Origin of the sequence: Agromyces aurantiacus (assembly GCF_016907355.1) — a bacterium.
In the GTDB taxonomy this organism is placed as follows: Bacteria; Actinomycetota; Actinomycetes; order Actinomycetales; family Microbacteriaceae; genus Agromyces; species Agromyces aurantiacus.
In genome coordinates, this window is record NZ_JAFBBW010000001.1 from 1326933 (window position 1) to 1349266 (window position 22334).

The 22334-nt window shown below is 74.5% G+C and carries 24 protein-coding genes; 9 read left to right on the plus strand and 15 right to left on the minus strand.

Annotated features, from left to right (window positions below; translation table 11 throughout):
* Nucleotides 1–41 precede the first annotated feature (41 nt).
* Nucleotides 42–965, minus strand: a complete 924-nt coding sequence (sigJ, locus tag JOD46_RS06355; RefSeq protein WP_204392591.1) for an RNA polymerase sigma factor SigJ — start codon at nucleotides 963–965, stop codon at nucleotides 42–44.
* Between the two features lie 71 nt (nucleotides 966–1036).
* Between sigJ and JOD46_RS06360 the strand changes: the two genes are divergently transcribed.
* Together JOD46_RS06360 and JOD46_RS06365 are read left to right on the plus strand one after the other, a co-directional pair.
* The gene (locus JOD46_RS06360) at nucleotides 1037–1504 is read left to right on the plus strand and encodes a hypothetical protein (RefSeq protein WP_204392593.1); all 468 of its coding nucleotides are present in this window, start codon (nucleotides 1037–1039) and stop codon (nucleotides 1502–1504) included.
* Nucleotides 1501–2265: an SDR family oxidoreductase gene (locus tag JOD46_RS06365; RefSeq protein WP_204392595.1), complete on the plus strand. Its 765-nt coding sequence runs from the start codon at nucleotides 1501–1503 to the stop codon at nucleotides 2263–2265. The genes JOD46_RS06360 and JOD46_RS06365 overlap by 4 nt, the downstream gene beginning before the upstream one ends.
* A gap of 53 nt (nucleotides 2266–2318) precedes the next feature.
* On the opposite strand, the gene JOD46_RS06370 is transcribed toward JOD46_RS06365, so the two are convergent.
* The 6 genes from JOD46_RS06370 to JOD46_RS18900 form a co-directional block, all read right to left on the minus strand.
* A complete protein-coding gene (locus tag JOD46_RS06370) occupies nucleotides 2319–3200 on the minus strand; it encodes a 3-methyladenine DNA glycosylase (protein WP_307834932.1) in 882 nt (293 codons plus the stop codon).
* A gap of 59 nt (nucleotides 3201–3259) precedes the next feature.
* Complete coding sequence (locus JOD46_RS06375; protein WP_204392597.1) at nucleotides 3260–3697, minus strand: GNAT family N-acetyltransferase; 438 nt, start codon at nucleotides 3695–3697, stop codon at nucleotides 3260–3262.
* Between the two features lie 154 nt (nucleotides 3698–3851).
* Complete coding sequence (locus JOD46_RS06380) at nucleotides 3852–4874, minus strand: 1-aminocyclopropane-1-carboxylate deaminase (protein WP_204392599.1); 1023 nt, start codon at nucleotides 4872–4874, stop codon at nucleotides 3852–3854.
* Entirely contained in the window at nucleotides 4841–5569 is a 729-nt protein-coding gene (locus tag JOD46_RS06385; RefSeq protein ID WP_204392601.1) for a GntR family transcriptional regulator, read from the minus strand. The genes JOD46_RS06380 and JOD46_RS06385 overlap by 34 nt, the downstream gene beginning before the upstream one ends.
* 107 nt (nucleotides 5570–5676) lie before the next feature.
* The gene (locus tag JOD46_RS06390; RefSeq protein WP_204392603.1) at nucleotides 5677–6402 is read right to left on the minus strand and encodes a hemerythrin domain-containing protein; all 726 of its coding nucleotides are present in this window, start codon (nucleotides 6400–6402) and stop codon (nucleotides 5677–5679) included.
* 181 nt (nucleotides 6403–6583) lie between these two features.
* The gene (locus tag JOD46_RS18900) at nucleotides 6584–7081 is read right to left on the minus strand and encodes a DUF3806 domain-containing protein (protein WP_204392605.1); all 498 of its coding nucleotides are present in this window, start codon (nucleotides 7079–7081) and stop codon (nucleotides 6584–6586) included.
* A gap of 128 nt (nucleotides 7082–7209) precedes the next feature.
* On the opposite strand from JOD46_RS18900, the gene JOD46_RS06400 reads away from it, so the two are divergent.
* Entirely contained in the window at nucleotides 7210–7653 is a 444-nt protein-coding gene (locus tag JOD46_RS06400) for a VOC family protein (RefSeq protein ID WP_204392607.1), read from the plus strand.
* A 39-nt stretch (nucleotides 7654–7692) separates the two neighbouring features.
* Here the strand turns inward: JOD46_RS06400 and JOD46_RS06405 are convergent, their stop codons facing one another.
* Complete coding sequence (locus tag JOD46_RS06405) at nucleotides 7693–8472, minus strand: hypothetical protein (RefSeq protein WP_204392609.1); 780 nt, start codon at nucleotides 8470–8472, stop codon at nucleotides 7693–7695.
* A gap of 211 nt (nucleotides 8473–8683) precedes the next feature.
* Between JOD46_RS06405 and JOD46_RS06410 the strand changes: the two genes are divergently transcribed.
* From JOD46_RS06410 to JOD46_RS06425, 4 genes are all read left to right on the plus strand, one after another.
* Entirely contained in the window at nucleotides 8684–9580 is an 897-nt protein-coding gene (locus JOD46_RS06410; protein WP_204392611.1) for an intradiol ring-cleavage dioxygenase, read from the plus strand.
* 114 nt (nucleotides 9581–9694) lie between these two features.
* Nucleotides 9695–9979 (plus strand): hypothetical protein, encoded by a 285-nt coding sequence (locus JOD46_RS06415; protein WP_204392613.1) that lies wholly within the window; start codon nucleotides 9695–9697, stop codon nucleotides 9977–9979.
* A 117-nt stretch (nucleotides 9980–10096) separates the two neighbouring features.
* A complete protein-coding gene (locus tag JOD46_RS06420; protein ID WP_204392615.1) occupies nucleotides 10097–11650 on the plus strand; it encodes an ATP-dependent DNA ligase in 1554 nt (517 codons plus the stop codon).
* On the plus strand, nucleotides 11640–12098 hold the full coding sequence (locus tag JOD46_RS06425; protein WP_204392616.1) for a VOC family protein: 459 nt from the start codon (nucleotides 11640–11642) through the stop codon (nucleotides 12096–12098). The genes JOD46_RS06420 and JOD46_RS06425 overlap by 11 nt, the downstream gene beginning before the upstream one ends.
* A gap of 111 nt (nucleotides 12099–12209) precedes the next feature.
* On the opposite strand, the gene JOD46_RS06430 is transcribed toward JOD46_RS06425, so the two are convergent.
* The 4 genes from JOD46_RS06430 to JOD46_RS06445 form a co-directional block, all read right to left on the minus strand.
* Complete coding sequence (locus tag JOD46_RS06430) at nucleotides 12210–12818, minus strand: dihydrofolate reductase family protein (RefSeq protein WP_204392618.1); 609 nt, start codon at nucleotides 12816–12818, stop codon at nucleotides 12210–12212.
* 406 nt (nucleotides 12819–13224) lie between these two features.
* A complete protein-coding gene (locus JOD46_RS06435; protein ID WP_204392620.1) occupies nucleotides 13225–13953 on the minus strand; it encodes a hypothetical protein in 729 nt (242 codons plus the stop codon).
* Nucleotides 13954–14258: 305 nt separating this feature from the next.
* Complete coding sequence (locus JOD46_RS06440) at nucleotides 14259–14918, minus strand: response regulator transcription factor (RefSeq protein ID WP_204392622.1); 660 nt, start codon at nucleotides 14916–14918, stop codon at nucleotides 14259–14261.
* Entirely contained in the window at nucleotides 14911–17007 is a 2097-nt protein-coding gene (locus JOD46_RS06445) for a sensor histidine kinase (protein WP_204392624.1), read from the minus strand. Before JOD46_RS06445 ends, JOD46_RS06440 begins: the two co-directional genes overlap by 8 nt.
* Nucleotides 17008–17169: 162 nt before the next feature.
* On the opposite strand from JOD46_RS06445, the gene JOD46_RS06450 reads away from it, so the two are divergent.
* Nucleotides 17170–17949, plus strand: a complete 780-nt coding sequence (locus tag JOD46_RS06450) for a hypothetical protein (RefSeq protein WP_204392626.1) — start codon at nucleotides 17170–17172, stop codon at nucleotides 17947–17949.
* Nucleotides 17950–17961: 12 nt separating this feature from the next.
* Here the strand turns inward: JOD46_RS06450 and JOD46_RS06455 are convergent, their stop codons facing one another.
* The 3 genes from JOD46_RS06455 to JOD46_RS06465 form a co-directional block, all read right to left on the minus strand.
* Nucleotides 17962–20205, minus strand: coding sequence for a LuxR C-terminal-related transcriptional regulator (locus tag JOD46_RS06455; protein WP_307834933.1), 2244 nt, complete (start codon nucleotides 20203–20205; stop codon nucleotides 17962–17964).
* A gap of 83 nt (nucleotides 20206–20288) precedes the next feature.
* The gene (locus JOD46_RS06460; RefSeq protein WP_204392630.1) at nucleotides 20289–20534 is read right to left on the minus strand and encodes a hypothetical protein; all 246 of its coding nucleotides are present in this window, start codon (nucleotides 20532–20534) and stop codon (nucleotides 20289–20291) included.
* A gap of 84 nt (nucleotides 20535–20618) precedes the next feature.
* On the minus strand, nucleotides 20619–21473 hold the full coding sequence (locus JOD46_RS06465; protein WP_204392632.1) for a class I SAM-dependent methyltransferase: 855 nt from the start codon (nucleotides 21471–21473) through the stop codon (nucleotides 20619–20621).
* 182 nt (nucleotides 21474–21655) lie between these two features.
* Here JOD46_RS06465 and JOD46_RS06470 point away from each other — a divergent pair, with 182 nt between their 5' ends.
* Entirely contained in the window at nucleotides 21656–22288 is a 633-nt protein-coding gene (locus tag JOD46_RS06470) for a histidine phosphatase family protein (RefSeq protein WP_204392634.1), read from the plus strand.
* Nucleotides 22289–22334 lie beyond the last annotated feature (46 nt).

Below are 22334 nucleotides of genomic sequence, written 5' to 3' on the forward strand. Positions count from 1 at the left end.
GCTACGACCGGGGTCCGACATCGGGCAAGCGGCCCGCGCGCTCACGCGTTCCAGAGCCGCAGCTTCTCGGGGTTCCGCATGATCCAGAACCGCGTGATGCGGCCGTCGCGGACCTCCATCACGAACACGCCGTCGACCACGCCGGCCTCGGCGAACGCGATCGTGAGCCCGTCGGCCGTCTCGTGCAGCGATGCCTCGAGCGCGGGGCCGCGCTTGTCGCGGATGCCGAGCAGCATGCGCCCGACGTGCTCGGCGCCGACCACGGGGCGCCTCGCGGCCCACGCGAGCCCGCCGCCGTCGGAGACGAGCACCACCTCGGGGTCGAGCACGCGGAGCAGTGCGTTCACGTCGCCGGCGCCGGCCGCGTCGATGAACGCGCGCACCACCTCGTCGTGCTCCTCGCGCGTCGCGCTGCCCGCGCGACGCTCGCGCACCTTGCGACGCGCGGAGGTCGCCAGCTGCCGGCACGCGTCGGGTGAGCGCCCGACGACCTCGGCGATCTCGGCGAACGACACCGCGAAGACGTCGTGCAGCACGAACGCGACGCGCTCGGCCGGGGTCAGCGACTCGAGCACGATGAGCAGCGCAGTCGACACCGACTCGTCGAGCGCGACCCGGTCGAGCGGGTCGCTCGCCGCCGGCACCGCGAACATGCCGGCGCCGTCCGGCAGCGGTTCGGGCAGCCAGTCGCCGACGTAGTGCTCGCGGCGCGCACGCGCCGACCCGAGCTGGTCGAGGCACACGCGGCCCGCCGCCCGCACGAGCCACGCGCCGGGGTTCGCGATCGCGTCGCGCTCGGCGGGCGACATCCGGTACCAGCGCGCGTAGGTCTCCTGCACGGCGTCCTCGGCGTCGGCGATCGTGCCGAGCATGCGGTAGGCGAGGCCCGTGAGCGTCCTCCGTTCGGCCTCGAGCGCGACCGCCTCGGCCGTGGTACCCGCCCGTGTGCCTTCGCCCGCCGTCATGGTTCCACCCTCGCACCGATCGGATCTCGCCGACCACCTCACATTCCGGCGGGCTGCGTCGTCGGATGGGTGTGAACACGAACTGGAGACGCACCATCCTGTGGGCCCTGAACGCGCTCGGCGCGTACGTCGGCGCGTGGGCGCTCGTCGCGCCGCGCAGCTTCACCGACGCCTTCCCGGCACCCGGCCTGTTCGGCGCCTGGGTCGGCGCCGACGGGCCGTACAACGAGCACCTCGTGCGCGACGTCGGCGCGCTCTACCTCGGCCTCGTCGCCGCGGGCGTCGTCGCGGCGCTCATGCGGCGGGCGGATGCCTCGGTCGCGGTCGGCGCGGCCTGGCTGGTCTTCTCGATACCGCACCTGGTCTACCACCTCGGCCACCTGCACGGGCTGGCGCCGATCGACGCGATCGCGCAGCCGATCGCGCTCGCGAGCACGCTCGTGCTGGCCGTGCCGCTGTGCCTGCCGCCGCGGCGCGCGGTCGCGGCATCCGAGCCCGCCCTCACCACCGACCGAACCGAACGAGAGGACCACCGATGAGGATCGCCATCGCCGGAGGAACCGGCACCGTCGGACGCCACGCCGTCGACGCCGCGCGCGAGCGCGGGCACGAGGTCGTCGTGCTGACCCGATCGAACGGCGTCGACCTGCGCTCGGGCGACGGGCTCGCCGCGGCGCTGGCCGGGGTCGACGCCGTGATCGACACGAGCAACACCACGTCGCTGTCGGCGACGCGCTCGGCCGAGTTCTTCACCACCGCCACCCGCAACCTGCTCGCCGCGGAGCGCGCCGCCGGCGTGGCGCACCACGTGTGCCTCTCGATCGTCGGCATCGACCGCGCCCCGTACGGCTACTACGCGGGCAAGCTCGCGCAGGAACGCGCCGTCGAGACCGGCGAGGTGCCGTGGACGATCCTGCGGGCCATGCAGTTCCACGAGTTCGCCGCGCAGATGCTCGACGCCCTCACGATCGCGGGCGTCCACCTCGCGCCGCGGATCCGCACGCAGCCCGTCGCCGCGCGCGAGGTCGGCGAGCGACTCGTCGCGCTCGCCGAGGCGACGCCCACGGGTCACGCGCCCGAGCTCGCCGGCCCGCGCGAGGAGCGGCTCGACGACATGGTGCGCCGGCTCGCCCGCGCGACCGGCGTGCGCGGCCCGGTCGTCGCGGTGACGTTGCCCGGGCGGCAGTGGGCCGCGATGCGGCGCGGCGACACCCTGCCCGGGCCGGGCGCGACGATCGCGCGGCAGACGTTCGACGAGTGGCTGCAGCAGCAGCCGCGCGCGGCCGAGCCCGCGCGCTGAACGGCGGATGCCGCGACGGGGCCGTGCCGGCGGCGTGCCGGCGCGGCATCCGCTCAGCCGCCGAGCGAGGCCTCGAGGATCCGCGCGCGCAGCGCGGTGCCGCGCTCGGCGAAGCCGCGCTGCCGCCGCACGTACTCGGCCTTGCCCTCGGGCGTCTCGATGCGCACGGGCTCGCCGCCCCAGGGCGCCATGTCGTACGGCGAGGCCTGCATGTCGAGGTACCGGATGTCGCGGGCCAGCTCGAACGCGTCGAGCAGCAGCTCGCCCGGCACGAGCGGGCCGAGCTTGACCGCCCACTTGTACACGTCCATGCCGGCGTGCAGGCATCCCGGCTGCTCGAGCTCGGGCTGGCTCTCGCGGGTCGGCGCGAACCGGTTGCGGGGGACCGCGTCGGGCGTGAAGAAGCGGAACGCGTCGATGTGCGTGCACCGCAGCTCGTGCGCCTCGACGACGTCGTCGGTCGCCTCCTGGCCGAGTCGCAGCGGCACCGGATGGCGGTGCTCGCGCTGCCGGTACACCATCGCCCACTCGTGCAGGCCGAAGCAGCCGAACTGCCCGGGTCGGGCGGCGGTCAGGCGCAGCATCCGCTCGACGAGGTCGAGCATCGCGCCCTTCTCGCGCCGCATCGCCTCGACGTCGACGGTGAGCGAACCGGAGGTCGCGCCCGCCGCGTACCACCGCCACTCCGCGCGCGGCGTGCCCGCGGCATCCGCCAGCTCGACGCCCGCACCCGGGTGCCAGCGCCGCAGCACCGCCGGCGAGTACGAGTAGTAGGTGAAGAGGAAGTCCTCGATGGGGTGCGGCTCGCCGCGCGCGCGGCGCGCGCGGTGCCCGGCGGTCAGGGTGTCGGCCCGCTCGGCATGCGCGGCCTCGCGGGCGCGCCACTCCTCGGCCGCGAGCACGCGGGCGGCAGGGGCGAGCACGGAGGAGTCCACCCGTCGATGGTAGGTCGCCGATGCGGCGCGCGTGCCGGGTCCGCGGCCCGGCGAGGCCGTCACCCGGTCGGCTCGACCGCGTTCACGCCGCGCACCATCCACTGCTCGGGGTTCGACAGCGGCTCGAACCCGAAGCGCGCGTAGAGGCCGTGCGCGTCGCCCGTCGCGAGCGCGATGCGCTTGAGGCCGAGCGGCTCGAGGTCGGCGACGACGAAGCCGATGAGGTCGACGCCGACGCCGCGACCGCGCGCGCCGGGGTCGACGATCACGTCGCACAGCCACGCGAACGTCACGCCGTCGGTCACGACGCGCGCGTACGCGAGCTGCTCGCCCGTCGTCTCGTCGTACGCGCCATAGTTGCGCGACGCGTCGATCGCGGCGTCCTGCACCGCGCGCGGCCTCCCGAGCGCCCAGTACGCGTGCTCGGAGATCCAGCGGTGCACGCGAGCGCGGTCGAGCTCGGCGGGGTCTGACGAGAAGCGGATGCCACGGGCCATCCGTCCATCCTCGCAGCCCGCGCCCGGCGCCCGCGCCGGCCCGGCCCCCGCGCTGGCCGCGGCGCCCGTTCGCCCAGGTGACGCGAACCGTTCTCCACGAACGCTCGGGCAGCGGTTCGCGTCATCTCGCCGAGCGCGAGGGCGGCCGGACGGGTCAGTGGTAGCGGCCGGAGTAGGCGTTGAGGGCGGGCTGGCCGCCGAGGTGGGCGTAGAGCACGTTCGAGTCGCGCGGGATCTCGCCGCTCGACACCAGGTCGATGAGGCCCGCCATGGACTTGCCCTCGTAGACCGGGTCGAGGATGACGCCCTCGAGGCGGCCCGTGAGTCGCATCGCCTCGTCGGTCGAGGCGACCGGGATGCCGTAGAGGTCGCCCGCCCAGCCTTCGAGGACCGTGATCTCGTCGTCGCGGAGGTCGCGGCCGAGGTCGATGAGCGACGCCGTGTTGCGGGCGATGCGAGCGACCTGGTCGCGGGTCTCGTCGATCTTCGCCGACGCGTCGATGCCGATCACGCGGCGCGGGCGCCCGCCGAAGTTGTGCTCGAGGTCGGCGAAGCCCGCGATCATGCCCGCGTGGGTCGACCCGGTGACCGAGCACACCACGATCGTGTCGAAGAAGACGCCGAGCTCGGCCTCCTGTGCGGCGACCTCGTGCGCCCAGTTCGCGAAGCCGAGCCCGCCGAGCGGGTGGTCGGACGCGCCGGCGGGGATCGGGTACGGCGTGCCGCCGGCGGCCTCGACATCCGCGATCGCCTGCTTCCACGACTCGCGGAAGCCGATGCTGAAGCCGGCGGGCGACAGGCGCACGTCGGCGCCCATGAGCCGCGAGAGCAGGATGTTGCCCACGCGGTCGTTGACCGAGTCGGGCCAGTCGACCCAGTGCTCCTGCACGAGCACGGCCTTCATGCCGAGGTGCGCCGCGACCGCGGCGACCTGGCGCGTGTGGTTCGACTGCACGCCGCCGATCGAGACGAGCGTGTCGGCGCCCTTCGCGAGCGCATCGGGCACGAGGTACTCGAGCTTGCGGGTCTTGTTGCCGCCGAACGCGAGGCCGGAGTTCACGTCTTCGCGCTTCATCCAGACGCGCGCGCCGCCGAGGTGCGTGCTCATTCGGTCGACCGGATGGATCGGGCTCGGCCCGAACGTCAGCCGGTGACGGGGGAAGTCGGCGAGGGCCATGGTGCTCCTTCGATCGGTGCGGTGGGGGAGTGGTCCTCGTCGTCGAGGTGGAGCAACCGGCCGAGGGTCGACCAGTTCTCGTTCGTGGCGCGGGCCGCGTCATCCGCTCGCCCCTCGGCGCAGAGCGCGACGATTCGCTCGTGGTCGGCGACCGAGCCCCGGCCCGCGAGCGAGGCGAACCGCGCGCGCTCGAGGCGGCGCAGGAGCGGGGTGACCTGCTCGAGCAGCCCCGGCAGCAGCGGGTTGGCGCTCGCACGCACGGCGACCGCGTGGAACGCGTCGTCGGCCGCGATCGCGGCGTCGACGTCGTCGGCGCGCAGCGCCGCGGCGAAGCGCGCGTTGGCCTCGCGCATCGCGTCGAGGTCGGCCCCGGTGAGCTGGGGCACCGCCTCGCGCACGGCGAGCTCATGCAGCGACGCGGCGATGCGCTGGGCGGCGAGGGCGGAGCGCGTGTCGAGCGGCGCGACCACGGTCTGCTTCGCGCGGCGCGTCTGCACGAGTCCCGCGGTCTCGAGCCGGGCGATGGCCTCGCGGATCGGGGTGCGGCTGACGCCGAGCCACGCCTCGAGCTCGGGGTCGCGCAGGCGCTCGCCGGGCGCCAGCTCGCCCGAGACGATCGCGTCGCGCAGGTGCGTGTACGCGTAGTCGCGCAGCGACGTGGGGCGTTCGGCTCGGGCGCGAGCGGACAGCGGCATGCAATATATTGCAGCGGACGGCGCGGGGCGTGTCAAGCGCGATGGAGGCCGGCGAGGGGGCGGCAGGGGGAGCGCTGGCGGTTGCGCGACGGGCGACGGGCGACGGGCTAGAGCGTTCGCGGGATCTCGCGACCCGGGAACAGCGTGGAGTACTGCTCGCGGTACAGCCGCTTGCCGACCAAGCGATACGCCAGGCGGATCGGCAGCGGGATGTCCATGAGGAACGCCTTCTGGTCCTCGGGCGGGTTGGTGGCGAGGATCATGCCGAGGTAGGCGAGCACCACCTTCTTCTCGAACGCGTCGACCCCGTGGCTCGCGAGCTTCTCGAACTCCTCCTGCGTGAGCACCTTCTCGACCGCCGGCGTGACCTCGGTGACCTCGCGCCGCAGGTGCTCCTTCAGCATGGCCGAGAGCCGCTCGTAGCCGGCGGCGAGCTGCTCGCCGAGCTCGGCGTCGGCGCTGTCGCGCCACTGCTCCCGGATGGGTGCGAGCTCGTCGAGGACCCCCTTGACCTGCTCGTGCTGCGCCAGCATCTGCGCGATGTGGACGGCGCAGCCGGGAGCGCGTTCGCCCAGCTGCGGGTACATGTACAGGTCCTCGCCCTCGTGGTGCACGTGCAGCAGCTTGTCGAAGTTGCCGAGCACCTCGCCGACGTAGCGCGAACGCTCCGTGTCGCCGTCGGCGGCGGAGCGCGCGAGCCCGGGGGCCTCGTCGTACGCCCACAGGAAGACCCGGTGGACGCGGCGCATCGCCGGCGTCGCCGGGCACAGCACGGGCCCGTCGGGAACGGGCGCGGCGGTCTCGCCCGGGTGCATGGTGAAGAAATCGGACATCGGACATCCTCCAGGCGGTCCGCGCTCGCGTCGATGCGGGCGGTCCCGTCGAGCGCGAAGATATCGGCGCCCCGAGCGCCCGGCAAGAGCCCCGTTCGGGTGCACACCGGCGCGCGCCGACGGGCCCCGCCGGGATGACGGCGCGCGACGGCGCGACGGAAACGGCGGCGGCGTGCGCGGGTCAGCGCCGCGCCGACGCCTCGCCCGATCGCGCGCGGCGACCGCGGCGCGGGCCCGACAGCGCGGCCACGAGCTGCGACGACGTCGCGGCGAGGAACGCGCCCGAGGGCTCCTCGGCCGACCAGCGGGAGGCGACGAAGCTCACCGGGCGCATGAGCACGTCGCTGCGGCCACGGAACAGCGCGAGGTCGAGCCCGCCCTCGTCCTCGACGAGCCCCCACGCGAGCGCCGTGCGATGCGTCAGGAACTCGCCGAACGCGGCGCCGAGCGCGTTGACCATCACCGCGGGGTCGTCGCGCTCGGGCGGGTTCACGCGTCGCCAGGCGCCCGCCCACTGCTCGTAGCACCGGCGCAGCGCGTCCGCGTCGTCGACGTCGAAGCCCGCGTCGGCCACAAGCGCCACATGTGCGTCGAGCCAATCCCGCTCCGCCTCGCCGATCGGCGTGACGTGCGCCGGGGTGCGCACGGTCGGCATCGCACGTCGGGAGAAGAGGGCCACCGGATGATTCTCCCCTGCCGACGCGGGTGAGGGGTTCACGATGTCGGCGCCGCGGCGTAGCGTGTGCGGCATCCGAGCGCGGCGCGGCTGAGGGGGCGCGCCGCGTCGACCCGATCAAAGGAGACATCATGGCCAACCTCGTCGTGCACTTCGAGATCCACGCGACCGAGCCGCAGCGGCTCATCGACTTCTACTCCGAGCTGCTCGGCTGGAGTTTCACGCAGTACGGCGACACGCCGTACTGGACCATCGACACCGGAGAGGGCGCCATCGGCAACGTCGCCGCCCGCCCCGGGATGGGCATCAACGGCGGACTCACGCAGCGGCAGGGCCCGCGCCCAGAGGTCGGCGCGCCGGTGAACGGCTGCAACATCGTCGTCGGGATCGACGGCAGCGTCGACGAGCTCATGCGCCGCGGCATCGAGCTCGGCGCCACCGAGGCCATGGCCGCCGAGGATATGCAGGGCATCGGCCGCGGCGGCTACCTGTTCGACCCCGACGGCAACCTGTTCGGGATGCTCTCGCCCGTCCTGTCCGACGGCACCACCGCGATGGGTCCGGACGCGACGTAGCGGCGGACGGGAGGAGCGTCCGCCGGGAGCCGATGCGGATCAGGGGATCACGAGATCGCCCGTGGTCGTGCCGCTCGGGAGCTTCTCGGCCTGGACCGCGATCGACTCGATCAGGTGCTCGGCGACCGCGTCGGGCGTCTCCGCGGTGAGGCTGATCTGGCCGACGAGGACGACCTCGCCGTCGTCGTGGAGCGCAGCGAACTCGACGAGCCGCGAATCCTCGAAGGAGGCGCAATCCTCCCACCTCGTCGTCTCGAGCGTCCAGCCCGCCTTCTCCCATCCGGGGTCGGGCCGGGGAACGCATCCGTCGACCGTCCAATCCCGCACGATGTAGCCACGCAGCCAATCGCGCCGCTCAGGCTCCGACATGGACGTCGCGTCGACCGCGCGCGCCGACGCGACGGAGGCACCCGCGTACGCGCCGTCGACCCCGAACGGCGTGACCGACTCGATCTGGAAGCCGACCCTCATCGCCGCGCCGGGGTGCTCGTCGACGTCCCAGCGGGCGTCCCGCGCGCCCCACTCCTCCGGCACATCCAGCGCGATCGCGCCGGAGGTGTGCTGCACCGTCTGGTACTCGATCGGCGCGACCGTCGACGTCGGCGTCGCCCCGGCGGCATCGCTCCGCCCGAACAGCGCATCGATGCGCTCGGGAGTGATCACCGCGCTCGCGGTGGCACCGAGCACGGCGACGCCCACCGCCCCGCCGACCGCGTACCACGTGCGGCTCCGCCGTCGACGCGCCACCCGTGTCGCGGTCTCGGGCGCCTCCGACGGCGGCGGGCCCTCGGGCGCTGCCGCTCGTCGATCCTCGCTCATCGCAACCCCCGATCGGGTCGATGACTGGACAGTATCGCCCGTGCTCACGGCGGTCACGTCACCAGAACTGGGGTACGGCCTCGCCCCGTCATCGCGACGGTGCTCCCGGATGACGCTGCGCCCACCCACAGGCGGCGCACCGGCGCGCCATGGCGCGCGCACAGGCGCGCCGACGACGGTGGGTCCACGACGAACGACGGAGGACCCCGCCATGACGACCCCGCCCCCCACGATCGACCCGCGGTGGGTCGACGAGCACGGCCACGAGATCGACGAGGACCACCGCGGCCTCACCTACGACATCCGCACGCTCATCGACCGCCGTCGCGCGCTCGGCATCTTCGGCGGGATCGGGCTCACCTCGCTGCTGGCCGCCTGCGGCGTCGACGACTCCGACGCGTCGAGTTCGAGCGCTGGCGCGAGTCCGAGCACGTCGTCGAGCGCGAGCGCGACGCCGTCGGCGAGCGCCGCGGCATCCGGGCCCGTCGACGAAGTGCCCGACGAGACCGCCGGGCCGTACCCGGGCGACGGATCCAACGGCGTGAACGTGCTCGACGATTCGGGCATCGTGCGCCGCGACATCCGCTCGAGCTTCGGATCGTCGAGCACCGTCGCCGAGGGCGTGCCGCTCACGATCCGGCTGACCGTGCGGGATGCCGCGACCGGCGGCGCGCTCGCGGGCGCCGGGGTGTATCTCTGGCACTGCGACCGCGACGGCGGCTACTCGCTCTACAGCGCGGGCCTCGAGCACGAGAACTACCTGCGCGGCGTGCAGGAGACGGACGCGCTCGGCACCGTCACCTTCACCTCGATCTATCCGGCGTGCTACACGGGGCGCTGGCCGCACATCCACTTCGAGGTGTACTCGGATGTCGCGAACGCCGTCGCGTCGGGCCCGATCGTGAAGACCTCGCAGATCGCCCTGCCCGAGGAGGTCAACGCGCTCGTCTACGCGACGAGCGGATACGAGCAGAGCGTGCGCAACGCCGCACAGGTGAGCCTGGCGTCCGACAACGTGTTCCGCGACGACGGGGGCATCCACCAGCTCGCGACGATGTCGGGCTCGGTCGCGTCGGGGTTCACCGCGGCGCTCGCGATCGGCGTCTGAGGGCGGGTCGGGCGATCGCGCTCGGCAGGTGGCAGGCCCGCGCCAATCCGCGGTCGGCGCCGTGACGAATCCCTCGTGGCGGCCGCTCGGCCGCCGATCGAGCAGGAGGTTCTCATGCGTACTCGCTCTCTCGCCATCGCCGGGGTGCTCGGCCTGACCGCCACCCTTGCACTGGCCACCCCCGCGGTCGCCGCGGAATCCGCGGACGGCAGCAACTGCTGGGGCGTCGTCTCCGCCCAGGCGGCACGCTCCGACGGCGGGCTCGGCTCGCACTCGAGCTCGTTCGACGAGCCCCGCCTCGGCATCGGCAACGTCGCCCGGCTCTTCGGGGTCGACGGCCCCGGAGGCCTGGGCTCGCTGCTGGCGTCGCTCGACGGCAACGACGCGACGTCCTGCTGAGCGTCGCGGCACACGGGCGGGGTGCGCCTCGGCGGCGCGCCCTGCTCGCGTGCGCCGATCGGCGACCCGCGTCCGCGCGCCCGGAGCCGTGTCGGCGGCGGGTGCCAGACTGGGCGCGTGCTGCTCGATGAGCTCGTCGCCACCGCCGAGCGGGTCGCCTCCACGCGGTCGCGGCTCGCGAAGGTCGACGCGCTCGCGACCCTGCTCGGCGGCCTCGCGCCCGACGAGATCCTGCCGGCCGTGGGGTTCCTGACCGCGAAGCCGCGGCAGGGGCGCGTCGGGGTCGGATGGCGCGGGCTGGCCGGGGCGATGGGCGAGCCTGCGTCCGACGCGACGCTGACGCTGCTCGACGTCGACGAGGCGCTCGATCAGCTCGCGACGGCGTCGGGCGCGGGGTCCTCCGCCGAGCGCGCGCGCGTCCTGCGTGAACTCGGCTCGCGTGCGACCGCCCGCGAGCAGGACTTCGTGAGCCGCGTCATCCTCGGCGAGCTCCGCACGGGCGCCCTCGAGGGCGTGCTCACCGACGCGATCGCGCGGGCCGCCGACCGCCCCGGCGACATGGTGCGCCGGGCCGCGATGCTCTCGGGAGACCTCGGGGAGACCGCGCGCATCGCGCTCACGGGCGCGCCCGGCGACCTCGAGGCCGTCGGGCTCGTGGTGGGGCGGCCGGTCCTGCCGATGCTCGCCGGCACCGCGCCATCCGCCGGCGCCGCGCTCGAACAGGTCGGAGAGGCGTCGGTCGAGTACAAGCTCGACGGCGCACGCATCCAGGTGCACCGTTCGGGCGACGAGGTGCGCGTCTTCACGCGCAACCTCGCCGAGATCACGCACCGGGTGCCCGAGGTGGTCGAGGTGGTCCGCGGCATGCCCGCGCGCGACCTGATCCTCGACGGCGAGACCCTCTCGCTCGACGAGAGCGGCGCACCGCGCCCGTTCCAAGAGACGATGTCGCGGTTCGGGGCCGAGGCCGCGCGCGAGGTGCTGCTGCACCCGTGGTTCTTCGACGTGCTGCACGTCGACGGCGTCGACCTGCTCGACGAGCCGCTCGCCGAGCGGATGCAGGCGCTCGAGCGCGTCGCGGGGCCGCACCGCATCCCGGGCGAGGTCACCACCGACCCCGAGGTGGCCGAGCGGGTGGCGCGCGAGGCGCTCGCCGCGGGCCACGAGGGCGTGGTCGTCAAGGGCGTCGAGGCGCCGTACGCGGCGGGCCGCCGGGGCGCGAGCTGGCTCAAGGTCAAGCCGGTGCACACCTACGACCTCGTGGTGCTCGCGGCCGAGTGGGGCTCGGGGCGACGCTCGGGATGGCTCTCGAACCTGCACCTCGGCGCGCTCGACCCGGTCGGCGAGTTCGGCGAACCGGGTGGCTTCGTCATGGTCGGCAAGACGTTCAAGGGCCTCACCGACGAGCTGCTCCGCTGGCAGACCGAGCACTTCCCCACGATCGAGACCCGCCGCAGCGCGCACGCCGTCTGGCTCGAGCCGGTGACGGTCGTCGAGATCGCGATCGACGGCGTGCAGCGCTCGAGCCGGTACCCGGGCGGTATCGCGCTGCGCTTCGCGCGCGTCAAGCGCTACCGCGACGACAAGCGGCCCGACGAGGCCGACACGATCCAGACGCTGCGCGGGCTCCTCCGCGGCGGCGAGGCGGAGGGAGCGACTGATGACGGATGACACGACCGTGCCGGGTGGCGGCGGAGGCGGCGGAGGCCGTGGAGGCACGGGTCGCGGCCGGGTGCGGCAGCTGCGGCTCGTCGTCGAGGCCGAGGACTTCGAGGCCGCGCTCGCGTTCTATCGCGACGTGCTCGGCATGCCCGAGCAGGAGGCCTACAGCGCCGAGGGCGGCGCCGAGGTGCGCATCCTCGACGCCGGGCGCGCGACGCTCGAGCTCTCGAATCCGGCGCAAGTGCGCTTCATCGACTCGGTCGAGACCGACGGAGGCCGCAGCGACCGCCTCCGCGTCGCGCTCGAGGTCGACGACACGGCCGGGGTGACCGGCGAGCTGGTCGATGCGGGCGCCGAGCTCGAGGCGTCGCCGCGCGAGACCCCGTGGCGCTCGATCAACGCGCGGCTCCGAGGCCCAGCGGGGCTGCAGCTCACGCTCTTCCAGGAGCTCGACTGAGCACCAGCGGTCGCCGGCGCCACATCGTCGGGGATCGCCGTATCACCGGGGTGGATTCCCCGATCCGGTCCGGAGCCATGGCGATCTCCGAGGATGCGGCGGGGCCGCGCGCTACTCGGGCCCCATCTGGAGGCCCGTGACCGGCACGCCCGCGCGCTCGTAGAACAGCCCGACGGCGCCGCCGGGGAACCCGACGGGCGGCTCGGTGAGCCGGAACGCGGCCGGCAGCCCGCCGTCGAACAGTCGCTTGCCGCGGCCGAACGCGATGGGGTACACGTACAGGTTGAGACGGTCGACCAGGTCGGCATCGAGCAGCGACCCAGCGAGGGCGCCGCTGCCGATGACGTGGACCTCCTCGAAGCGGTCCTTGATCGCCGGGACCTCGGCCGCGACATCCGTCACGACCGTCGTGCCCGACCAGGCCGGGTCGGTCAGCGTGCGCGACGCGACGAACTTCGGGACCGCCTCGAACTTCGCCCCGATGGAGGTGTCGACGTGCTTCGGCCAGTAGTCGGCGAAGATCTCGTAGGTCCGGCGGCCGAGCAGCAGCGCGTCGAGCCGGTCGATGCCGGCTCCGATGCGCGCGCCCGACTCGTCGTCGAGGTAGGGCGCCTGCCATCCGCCGTACTCGAAGCCCCCGGAGGGATCTTCCTCCGGACCGCCCGGCGCCTGATAGACGCCGTCGAGCGTGATGAACAGGTCGACTGCGAGGATTCCCATGGTGGTGCGCTCCCTCCGCTCGAGCGCCACGTTAGCGAGGGCCGGCAGGAGGGTCGAGGGGTTGCGGCGACGCTTTGCATCGCCGGCGACGATCGCGGGCAGCGGCCGCGGCGCCACTCCACGCGGAGAAGACGACCGTGAAGACCTCCGTGTCGCGCGCTCGTGAAGCCCGGGCAGTGCGACCGAGTGCAGGCGGGGGTGTTCGCGTACGAGAGTGGGCTCGGTCCGCGAGCCGCTGCGGCGAGCTGAGCCCGCTGGCGCGACCCGCCCGGCCCGCGTGCCGCACGACCCGCCCGGCCCGCGTGCCGCACGATCCGGCTGGTACGCGCGCAAGCATGCCGGGCTCCGCGCCCGACGCGACGGGCCCGCGGTGCGCGTGCACCGCGGGCCCGTGACCCCGTCGAGGTCAGCGCGCGGCGACCAGCCGCACGCCCGCGACGAGGATCGGCAGGTAGCAGACCAGGCCGAGCGCGATCCCGATCGGGCCGAGGCCGAAGCCCGTGACGATCCACGGCAGGAAGCCGAGCAGTGCGATCCACCACGAGATCGCCTTGGCGCGCGCGAGCGCGAGCGAGAGCAGTCCGATGCCGAGCAGGCCGCCGACGATGCCGGAGTACTGCCAGATCGCGACCGTCCCTTCCTTGGCGGTCTCGTCGAGGAGCATCGCCTGCTCCATCGTGAGCGTGTTGCCGGCGCTGATGATGAACCAGTCCGAGAGCAGCAGGCCCGACATCTGGATGGCGCCGAACGCGAGGATCGCGGCCGCGATCGGCAGGAACACGCGGCCGCGCGGCCCGCGCAGCAGCCCGAGCGTGGCGAACGCGCCGAGCGCGAGCGCGACCCAGCCGTAGTGCAGCAGGTTCGCCGACCAGAGGCTCAGCGCGGGGTCGTTCGCGAGCGACTCGATGTAGCCCTCGCCGCCGGGCGAGGTCTGCGGGGGCGAGGTGAGCATGCCGCCCGTGAAGAGCAGCGGGGCGGCGATGAGGGCGGCGCCGCCGAGGCGCTGCAGGCGCGTCGGGCGGACGGGGCCGAGGTCGGCCGCGGCGGCGCGGCCCCGTCCTGCGGGGTGGTCGGCAGGAGTCGCGGCGGCGGGCGCCGCATCCTCGGTCGTAGTGGCGGAAGCGAAGAGGTCCATGGTCGTGTGCCTTTCCGGGCGGTGTCTGGGTGGGTGATCCCAGATTCCCGGCCGCGCGACCCGGGCCGGCAGGGTGCGGCGTCCCGCGGATGTCCCGACCCGCGCCCGGGACATCCGGCCCTGCCCCCCGCCGCCCGCCGTCGGGGCGGCGAGGGTATGCCGAACGACGCGACCGCGCGCTGTCGACCGAGGTTCGGCATACCCTCGCGGTCGGGAGCCGGGCGGAGCGACCCCCCGCAGTGGGAGGGCGTGGCCGCGCGGCCGTGTGCGGCTCGTCGGCCGGCGGGAGGACGGACGCGGAGCGTTCAGGCGCGGCCGAGGCCCGCGTCGCGGGCGCGCACGATCGCCTCGGCGCGGTCGGCGACCTGCAGCTTCGCGAAGATGTTCGACACGTTGTTGCGCACGGTCTTCGGCGAGAGGAACAGCGCCTGCGCGATCTGCGGGTTCGACCGCCCGGCGGCGAGCAGGTCGAGGATCTCGCGCTCGCGCGCGGTCAGCTGCGGGAACACCTCGGCCGCGGGCGCCGACGCGGGTCCGGCCGCGAAGAACTCGGCCACGCGCCGTGCGATCGCCGCGCCGAACACGAGCTCGCCGCGTTCGACCGCGCGGATGGCGGTGAGGATCTCGTGCTGGCTCGCGCCCTTCACGAGGTAGCCGCGGGCGCCGGCTCGCATGGCCGCGAACACGGTCTCGTCGTCCTCCGACATGGTCAGCACGACGACGGCCAAGTGCGGATGGCGCTCCACGGCCTCGCGCGTCGCGGCGATGCCGTCGAGCCGGGGCATCTGGACGTCCATCACGACGACGTCGGGTTCGGCGGCATCGATGGCCTCGAGCGCGGCCTCGCCGTCGGCGGCGGTGGCGACGACCTCGACGCCGTCCATCGACTCCAGCAGCATCGAGAGCCCGTCGCGGTACACGGGGTGGTCGTCGACGAGCACGACGCGGATCGGTTCGTCAGGCATCGGCGTTGGCCTCCACGGGGGTGTCGGGACGGGTCTCGGGTGCGGCGTCCGGGCGGCGCACGGCACTGTCATGCGCGAGCGGAAGGGCGGCACGGATGACGGTACCGCCCCCGTCGGCGTCCTCGATCTCGAGCACGCCGCCGAGTTCCTGCGCGCGCTCGCGGAGGGACCGGAGCCCCACGCCGCCGACGGCGTCGGCCGGGATGCCGGTGCCGTCGTCGTGCACCTCGAGGCGCAGCATCCGCTCGTCGTGGCCGAGGTGCACGGACGCGTGCGCGGCACTCGAGTGCCGGCGCACGTTGGCGAGCGCCTCCGACGCGATGCGGTACGCGGCGACCTCGACCGCGGGCGGAAGGCCGGGCGGAACCTCGCCCGAGACCTCGACCGCGAGCCCGCCGCCCGCGAGGCGGGCGGCCTGCTGCTCGAGCGCGCGCACGAGGCCGAGGTCGTCGAGCGCGGGCGGGCGCAGGTCGTGCACGATGCGGCGGATCTCGCCGATCACCTCGGACTGGTCCTCGATCGCGGCGTCGAGCAGCGCGAGCGAGCGATCGGGGTCGCGCGTCGCGAGGTTGCGGGCGGTCTCGAGGCGCAGCTTCGTTCCGCCGAGCAGCGGGCCGAGCCCGTCGTGCAGCTCGCGACGCAGCCGCGAGCGCTCCTCCTCGCGCGCCAGCACGAGCCGCTCGCGGATGGCCTGGAGCTCGCGGCGCAGCTCGCCCTCGAGGATCGCGGCGGCGGCCAGGCGTACGAGGTCGCCGAGCAGGCGCTGGTCGCGCGTGGAGACCACCGGCCGACGGCCCGGCTCCATGAGGATGCGGCCGATCACGACGCCCCCGCGGTCGATCGGCAGCTCGACGGGGCCCGGCGCCGGCGCGCCCGTCGCGGCGGCGAGGGGCTCGCCGTCGGGGCGGTCGAGTTCGACCCGCACGTACCGCGACCCGAACGCCTCGGCGACCGCCGCGGCCAGCGCGCCCAGCTGCTCGTCGGTGCCGCCCGCCGCCTCGAGCCGCTCGCCGAGCGAGGACACCACGCCGTACGGGTCGCCGCGTCGTCCGCTCACGAGCCGGCTCGCGAGCGCGAACAGGCGCCCGCGCAGCGGCGCGTAGGCGACCGTGACGGCGACGACGGCGAGGAGCATCGCCGCGCGGTCGTCGATCGCGCTGCCCACGACGAGCACCACGAGCACGTCGACCGCGATGATCGCGCCGATCAGCACCGCGTACACGAGCGTCCACGACAGGAGTCGGTCGATCGCGTACAGCCGGTAGCGCGTGACCGCGATCACGACCGAGGCGCTGATGAGCCCGATCGTCAGCGCCAGCAGGAGGTCGACGACCCCCGTCGGCACGAGCGGGAAGATCGCGAGCGCACCGATGAACACGACGCCCGACCAGACGAGCCAGCGCAGCTGCGCGCGCTCCTCGGGCCCCGCGTCCACGCGCCGGCTCACGCACACCACGAGCGAGAGCACGAGGCTCGCCGCGAGGCAGGCGGGGGCGAGCGCGAGGATCGCCGCCCACGCGGCGTCCGGCAGCGGCAGCGTCGGCTGCACCGGGTCGAACGCCTCGAGCAGCGCCGCGCGGCCCGGGTCGTCGGCGACGAGTGCGGCGTCGGGCGCGAACAGGAACGCGAACGGCATCACGAGACCCAGGACGATCGCGACCACCGAGGCCGCGCGCCATCCGCCCGGCCGCAGCCGCCCGTCGGGGAAGAGCAGGAGCAGCAGCTGGATCGGCAGGATCAGCACCGAGCCGAGCCGCCCGAAGAACCACATCGCCGGGACCGCCCACCACGCGCCGCGATCGGTGTACCAGGCGAGGTTCACGGCGGCCGACGCGAGCCCGTCGAGCACCCACAGCGTGCCGAAGCCGGCCAGTACCACGGCGATCGGATGCCACGGCAGCCGCCAGAGCAGCAGGCAGCCCGGCACGAGCATCGCGACGCCGGGCAGCACGCCCGACCACCCCGACGAGAGCGGCGGCTGCGGGTGCGACGGCAGCACGACGAGGTCGATCGCGATCGCCAGGACGGCGGCGACCGCCGACACGCACAGCGCGACGACCGTCGCGATGCGACTGGAGGCGAGCGTCATCCGCTCATCGTCGCAGCCGCGGTGTCCCGGTGTCACGGGACACGGGTCCCGAGTCCGGCCGAGGGGTTCACGCGGCCGGACGTGCGGCGTAGAGTCGCGACGTCGGGAAGGGCCCTCATGCACGCTCGGCGTCGGAATCGATCCGCGGTCGCCCGCCTCGCCGTGGGAGCGACCGCGGCGGCGGGGCTCGCGCTCGCGCTCGCCGGATGCACCGGTGGAGGCCCCGGTGCTCCGTCCTCAGGCGCGTCCTCGAGGCTGCCGCAGGGCGGCGAACCCGTCGAGCTCGACCCGGCCGACTTCACGGCCGACATCGACCACCCGTACTGGCCCATGACGCCCGGGACGCAGTGGGAGTACCGCGAGCTCGATGCCGACGGCACCGACTTCCGCGTCGTCGTGACCGCGACCACGGCGACCCGGAGGATCGCGAACGGCGTGACCGCCCGGGTGGTGCGCGACACCGTCTACTCCGGCGACGAGGTCGTCGAGGACACGTTCGACTGGTACGCGCAGGACGCCGACGGCACCGTCTGGTACCTCGGCGAGGACACCGCGGAGTTCGAGGACGGCGAGATCGCCTCGACCGAGGGATCGTTCGAGGCCGGCGTCGACGGCGCGCAGCCGGGCGTCCTGCTGCCCGCCGACCCGCAGCCCGGGCAGGTCTACCGCCAGGAGTACCTGAAGGGCGAGGCCGAGGACGCCGGCGAGGTGCTCCGGCTCGGCGAGCGGGCCGAGGCGCCGTACGGCGCGTCCGACGACGTGCTGGTCACGCGCGACACCGACGCGCTCGAACCCGACGTGGTCGAGTACAAGTTCTACGCGCGCGACCTCGGGCCGCTGCTCGCGGTCGACATCGCGGGCGGCGCGGGACGCGAGGAGCTCATCGCGGTGCGCACCGTGCCCGACGGCACCGGAACCGGCCCGCTCGGCGAGCCCGGGTGACCGCCTGCCGGCTCACGCCCCCGCGGCCTCGGCGCCGCTGAGCGCATCGAGCCGCCCGAGGGCGAGCCGCGTGCCCATCTCGTCGCCCTGGGCACGGCGCGCCTCGACGAGCCGGGTGAGCGCCGCCATCTGGTGCGTCCGGTCACCCGCCGAGTCGGCGAACGACAGGGCCTCCTCGAGCAGCGCCACCGCCGCGGCGCCCTCGGCTCGATCGGCCCCCAGAAGCAGGCAGCGCGTGAGGCAGCGCGCGTCGCCGAGGCGGCGGAACTCGCCGGTCAGCTCCTCGAGCGGCGCCGCGGCATCCGGCACGCCGAGCGTCTGCTGCACGAGGGTGGCGTGTGCGAGCTCGTGGGCGTTGCCGGCGCGGGTCGCATAGTCGACGCATTCCGCAGCCCAGCGTGCGGCGCGTTCGGCGTCGGCGCCGGTCCGCGCCGCGACCGACGCCATCATGAACCGGGCGTTGTTGACGTGCATGGCGTCGCCCGCGATCGCATATGCGCGCATGGCCGCGTCGAACTCGGCCATCGCCGCCGCGGGGTCGTCGAGCGAGGCCCCGCGCAGCGCGACACCGCGCATCTGGTGCGCCGCGCCGAGCTGCCAGGGGTCGCCGAGCTCGCGCGCCAGGCGCTCGGCGACGGCGAGGTGCTCGAGCGCCTCCGGGCCGCGGTCGAGGTATGCGGCGGCCAGCCCGGCGAGGTGGTGGGCGGCCAGTCGAGACGCGTCGTCGTCGGCGATCTCGAGCGCGCGCTCGGCGAGCTCGTCGACGAGCGGCATGTCGAGGTAGGCGATGCTGTTGCCGAGCAGCATCAGCTCGCGCGCGTCGGCCTCGGCGCGCACGCGCCCGTCGCGCGCGGCCATCGAGATCGAGCGCACGCTGTCGACGTCGGAGCCGTACTGCTCGACGCCGACCGCGAGCGAGGTGGCGAGCGATCGAGCGGTCGGATGCCGCGCCGCGAGCGCCCAGCGCAGGGCCGCGTTGACGTCCGGGCAGAGCCTGGCCGACAGGCGCACGGCCTCGCGGCTGTCGTCGGTGCGCGCGTGCGCGATGAACTCGGCCGCGACGCGTTCGTGGTACTCGGCGTGCCGCTCGAGCACCTCGCGGATCGTCGCGGCGTCGGTGCGGGCGCGGACGAACTCGCGCATCACCGCGAGCAGCCGGAACCGCCGCGGGGTGCCGCCCAGCGGCACGACCATCGAGTGGTCGAGCAGCCGCAGCAGCACGCCCTCGGCGCCCTCGTGGGTGACCGCGGTCGCGAGGTCGACGTCGAACGCGCGGGGGAGGGCCGCCAGCCGGCACAGCACCTCCCGCTCATCGGCCTCGAGCAGGTCCCAGGTCCACTCGAACGTCGTCTCGAGCGTGCGGTGCCGGCCGCGCGGCGCGGCGCGGTCGAGGGCCGCGAAGTCGCGTTCGAGCCGTGCGGCGAGTTCCTCGAGCCCGAGGTGGCGCGAGACGGATGCCGCGAGCTCGATGCCGAGCGGCAGGCCGTCCAGGCGCGCGCAGACGCGGGCCGCGAGCTCGCGCTCGCCAGCGGTCGGAGGTACGCCGTGCGCGCTCAGCCGGTCCAGGAACATCGTCACCGCGGGCGCGTCGGCCCCCTCGACCGCGAGCGGCTCGAGCGCGAAGACGTGCTCGGCGTCGTCGCCGAACGGCGTGCGCGACGTGCCGAGGATCCGCAGGTCGTGCGCGTCGCGCAGGATGCGGCGGGCCGCGGCCTGCACGGCCGGGCCCACCCGGTCGATGTTGTCGAGCACGAGCAGGTACGGATGCGACGCCAGCGCGTAGGCCACGGAGGCCGTGACGTCGGCGCCGGTGACCGCCTCGAGGTCGAGCGCCCGCGCGATGCGCGGCACGACGTCGTCGGGGTCGGCGTGCTCGAGCTCGACCACGATCGGCGAGCGGTCGCCGTGGCGGCGTGCGGCGAACTCGAGCGCGAGGCGGGTCTTGCCGACCCCGCCCGGGCCGGTCAGGGTGACGCAGCGGTGCGCGTCGACCAGGGCGGCGAGCGCGGCGAGCTCGGTCTCGCGGCCGACGAACCGGGTGTCCGGCAGGCGCACGGATGCCTCGCGGCGCTCGCCCGCGGCGGCGATGAGCTCCGCTCGGCTGTCCGCCCCGAGCTTCCGGCGCAGGCTCGCGATGTGGCTCTCGACGGTGCGCACCGAGATGAACAGCTCCGAAGCGATCTCGGGGTTGCTCAAGCGCCGCTCGACGGCGGCCAGGATCGCGCTCTCGCGCGGGGTCAGCGTCTGCCCCGGCACGGCGCCGATTCTAGGACCGAATCGGGCGCGCCGCACCGGGGCGGGCACCGAGGCCGCCGTGCGGGGCGCGCGGGCCGGCGCGCTCATGCCGCGCCGGGCCCGATCGCGGGTCGCGACGGCGACAGCGGACGCAACCGGCGGGGGAGCAGCTGACGGATGCCGCGGCGCGTGCGCGCGCCATCCGTCGCCCCCTCGCCGGCTTCGGCGGCCTCCGCGGCCGCCTCGGCGATGCGTTCGTCGGCCTGGCGGCGTCGTTCGAGCTCGTGCCGCAGCCGGCGTTCGCCCGACCGGTGCAGCTCGAAGACCCAGTAGTCGTCGCTGAGGTGCATGGCGGTGCTCCTTCGGGGTGGTTCACGGGGTGTCGAAGGGGGAAAAGTGGCCGCCGGGCAGGGCTCAGCGGGGATCGGCGGCGATCAGCGCCGCCGGGCGGTGACGAGGAGGTACTCCCACGCCATGCCGCGGTCCGAGCCGTCCAGCCCGGCCTCGCGACCGAGCGCGGCGAGCGCGTCGTCGAGGGCGCGCACCTGCTCCGGGTCCTCGGCGATGCGGGCGTACACCGCGATCGTCGGGCCGTAGTGCGACTTGAAGTAGTCGCGGAACTCCTCGCCGGTGCGGAAGCGGGTGATCGCGACCGTCCGCCGGACGGCGTTGAATTCGTCGACCCGGTCGCCGAGCAGTTCGCGCACGTGCAGCTCGTCGCCCCACAGGGGCGGCGGCTGCGAGCCGGGAGGCGGCGGGGCGTTGAAGGGCTTCATCGTCGCGAACATGCGGCCGATCACGCCCTCGGGCGTCCAGCTCAGGGTGCCGATGCGTCCGCCGGGCTTCGCGACGCGGACGAGCTCATCGGCTGCGGCCTGGTGGTGCGGTGCGAACATGACGCCGACGCACGAGAGCACGGCGTCGAACGTCGCGTCGGCGAACGGCAGCTGCTCGGCGTCGGCCTCGCGCCATTCGAGCTCCGCGCCGGCCTCGGTCGCGGCGCGACGACCGGCCTCGAACAGCTCGGGGGCGAGGTCGCTCGCGACGACGGTCGCGCCGCGCAGCGCGGCGGGGATCGCGGCGTTGCCGCTGCCGGCCGCGACGTCGAGCACGCGGTCGCCGGGCCGCACGCCGACGGCGTCGACGAGTTGCGCGCCGAGCTCCCAGATGAGGTCGGAGGCGAGCGTCGGGTAGTCGCCCGAGGCCCACATCGCGCGGTGCTTCGCCTTGAGCGCGCGGTCCGCCTCGGCGGCGTCCGCGGTCGAGGCCGGGGTGATGGTGTCGGTCATGACGGGTGCTCCTTCGGGTGCACGGGGTTGGATGACACCCAGCGTGCGCTCGCCGGCCTCCCGAGGCATCCGTGCCGCACACGGAGATCTCCTCAGGGTTGCCGCTGAGTCCGTCGACCCTCCGACCAGTCGGGAGCCGCCTGCGGCATTCCGTCCAGCCGGCGCCGCCTAGGCTGGAACCCATGCGCCTCGCCCTCATCCGCCACGGACAGACCGACTGGAACCTGCGTGGCCTGATGCAGGGGCGCACCGACATCCCCCTCAACCTGACCGGCCGTCAGCAGGCCAGGGCGGCGGCGACCGGCATCGACCGCGCCCGCTGGGACCTCGTCGTCAGCTCGACCCTCGGCCGCGCGCGCGAGACCGCCGCGATCCTCGCGGCCGAACTCGACCTGCCCGTCGCGGGCGCCTACGACGACCTCGTCGAGCAGGACTTCGGCGTCGCCGAGGGTTCGAGCGTCGCCGAGATCGACGTGCGCTGGCCCGGCCGCGCGTTCGAGGGCAAGGAGCCCGACGACGCCGTAGGCCCGCGCGGGGTGCGCGCCCTCGAGCGCATCGCCGTCGAGCACGCGGGCGCCCGGGTCCTCGCGGTCGCGCACGGCACGCTCATCCGGCACGTGCTCGGCGAGCTCAGCGGGCACGACCCGCGCAGCTACCCGAGGCTCGACAACCTCGCCGTCTCCGAGCTCGAGCGGGCGGGTGCCGCGTGGCTGGTGCGCACGGTCGGCGGCGTGCCGTACGCCGACGTGCTGCCGTCGCTGGTCGCGGTCGGCGCGGATGACGCGGATGGCGCCGCCACCCACGTCGCGGCCTGACGCCACCCCGCGTCGCCCCCTCCCGAACCCGCCCCGACCGGACGTA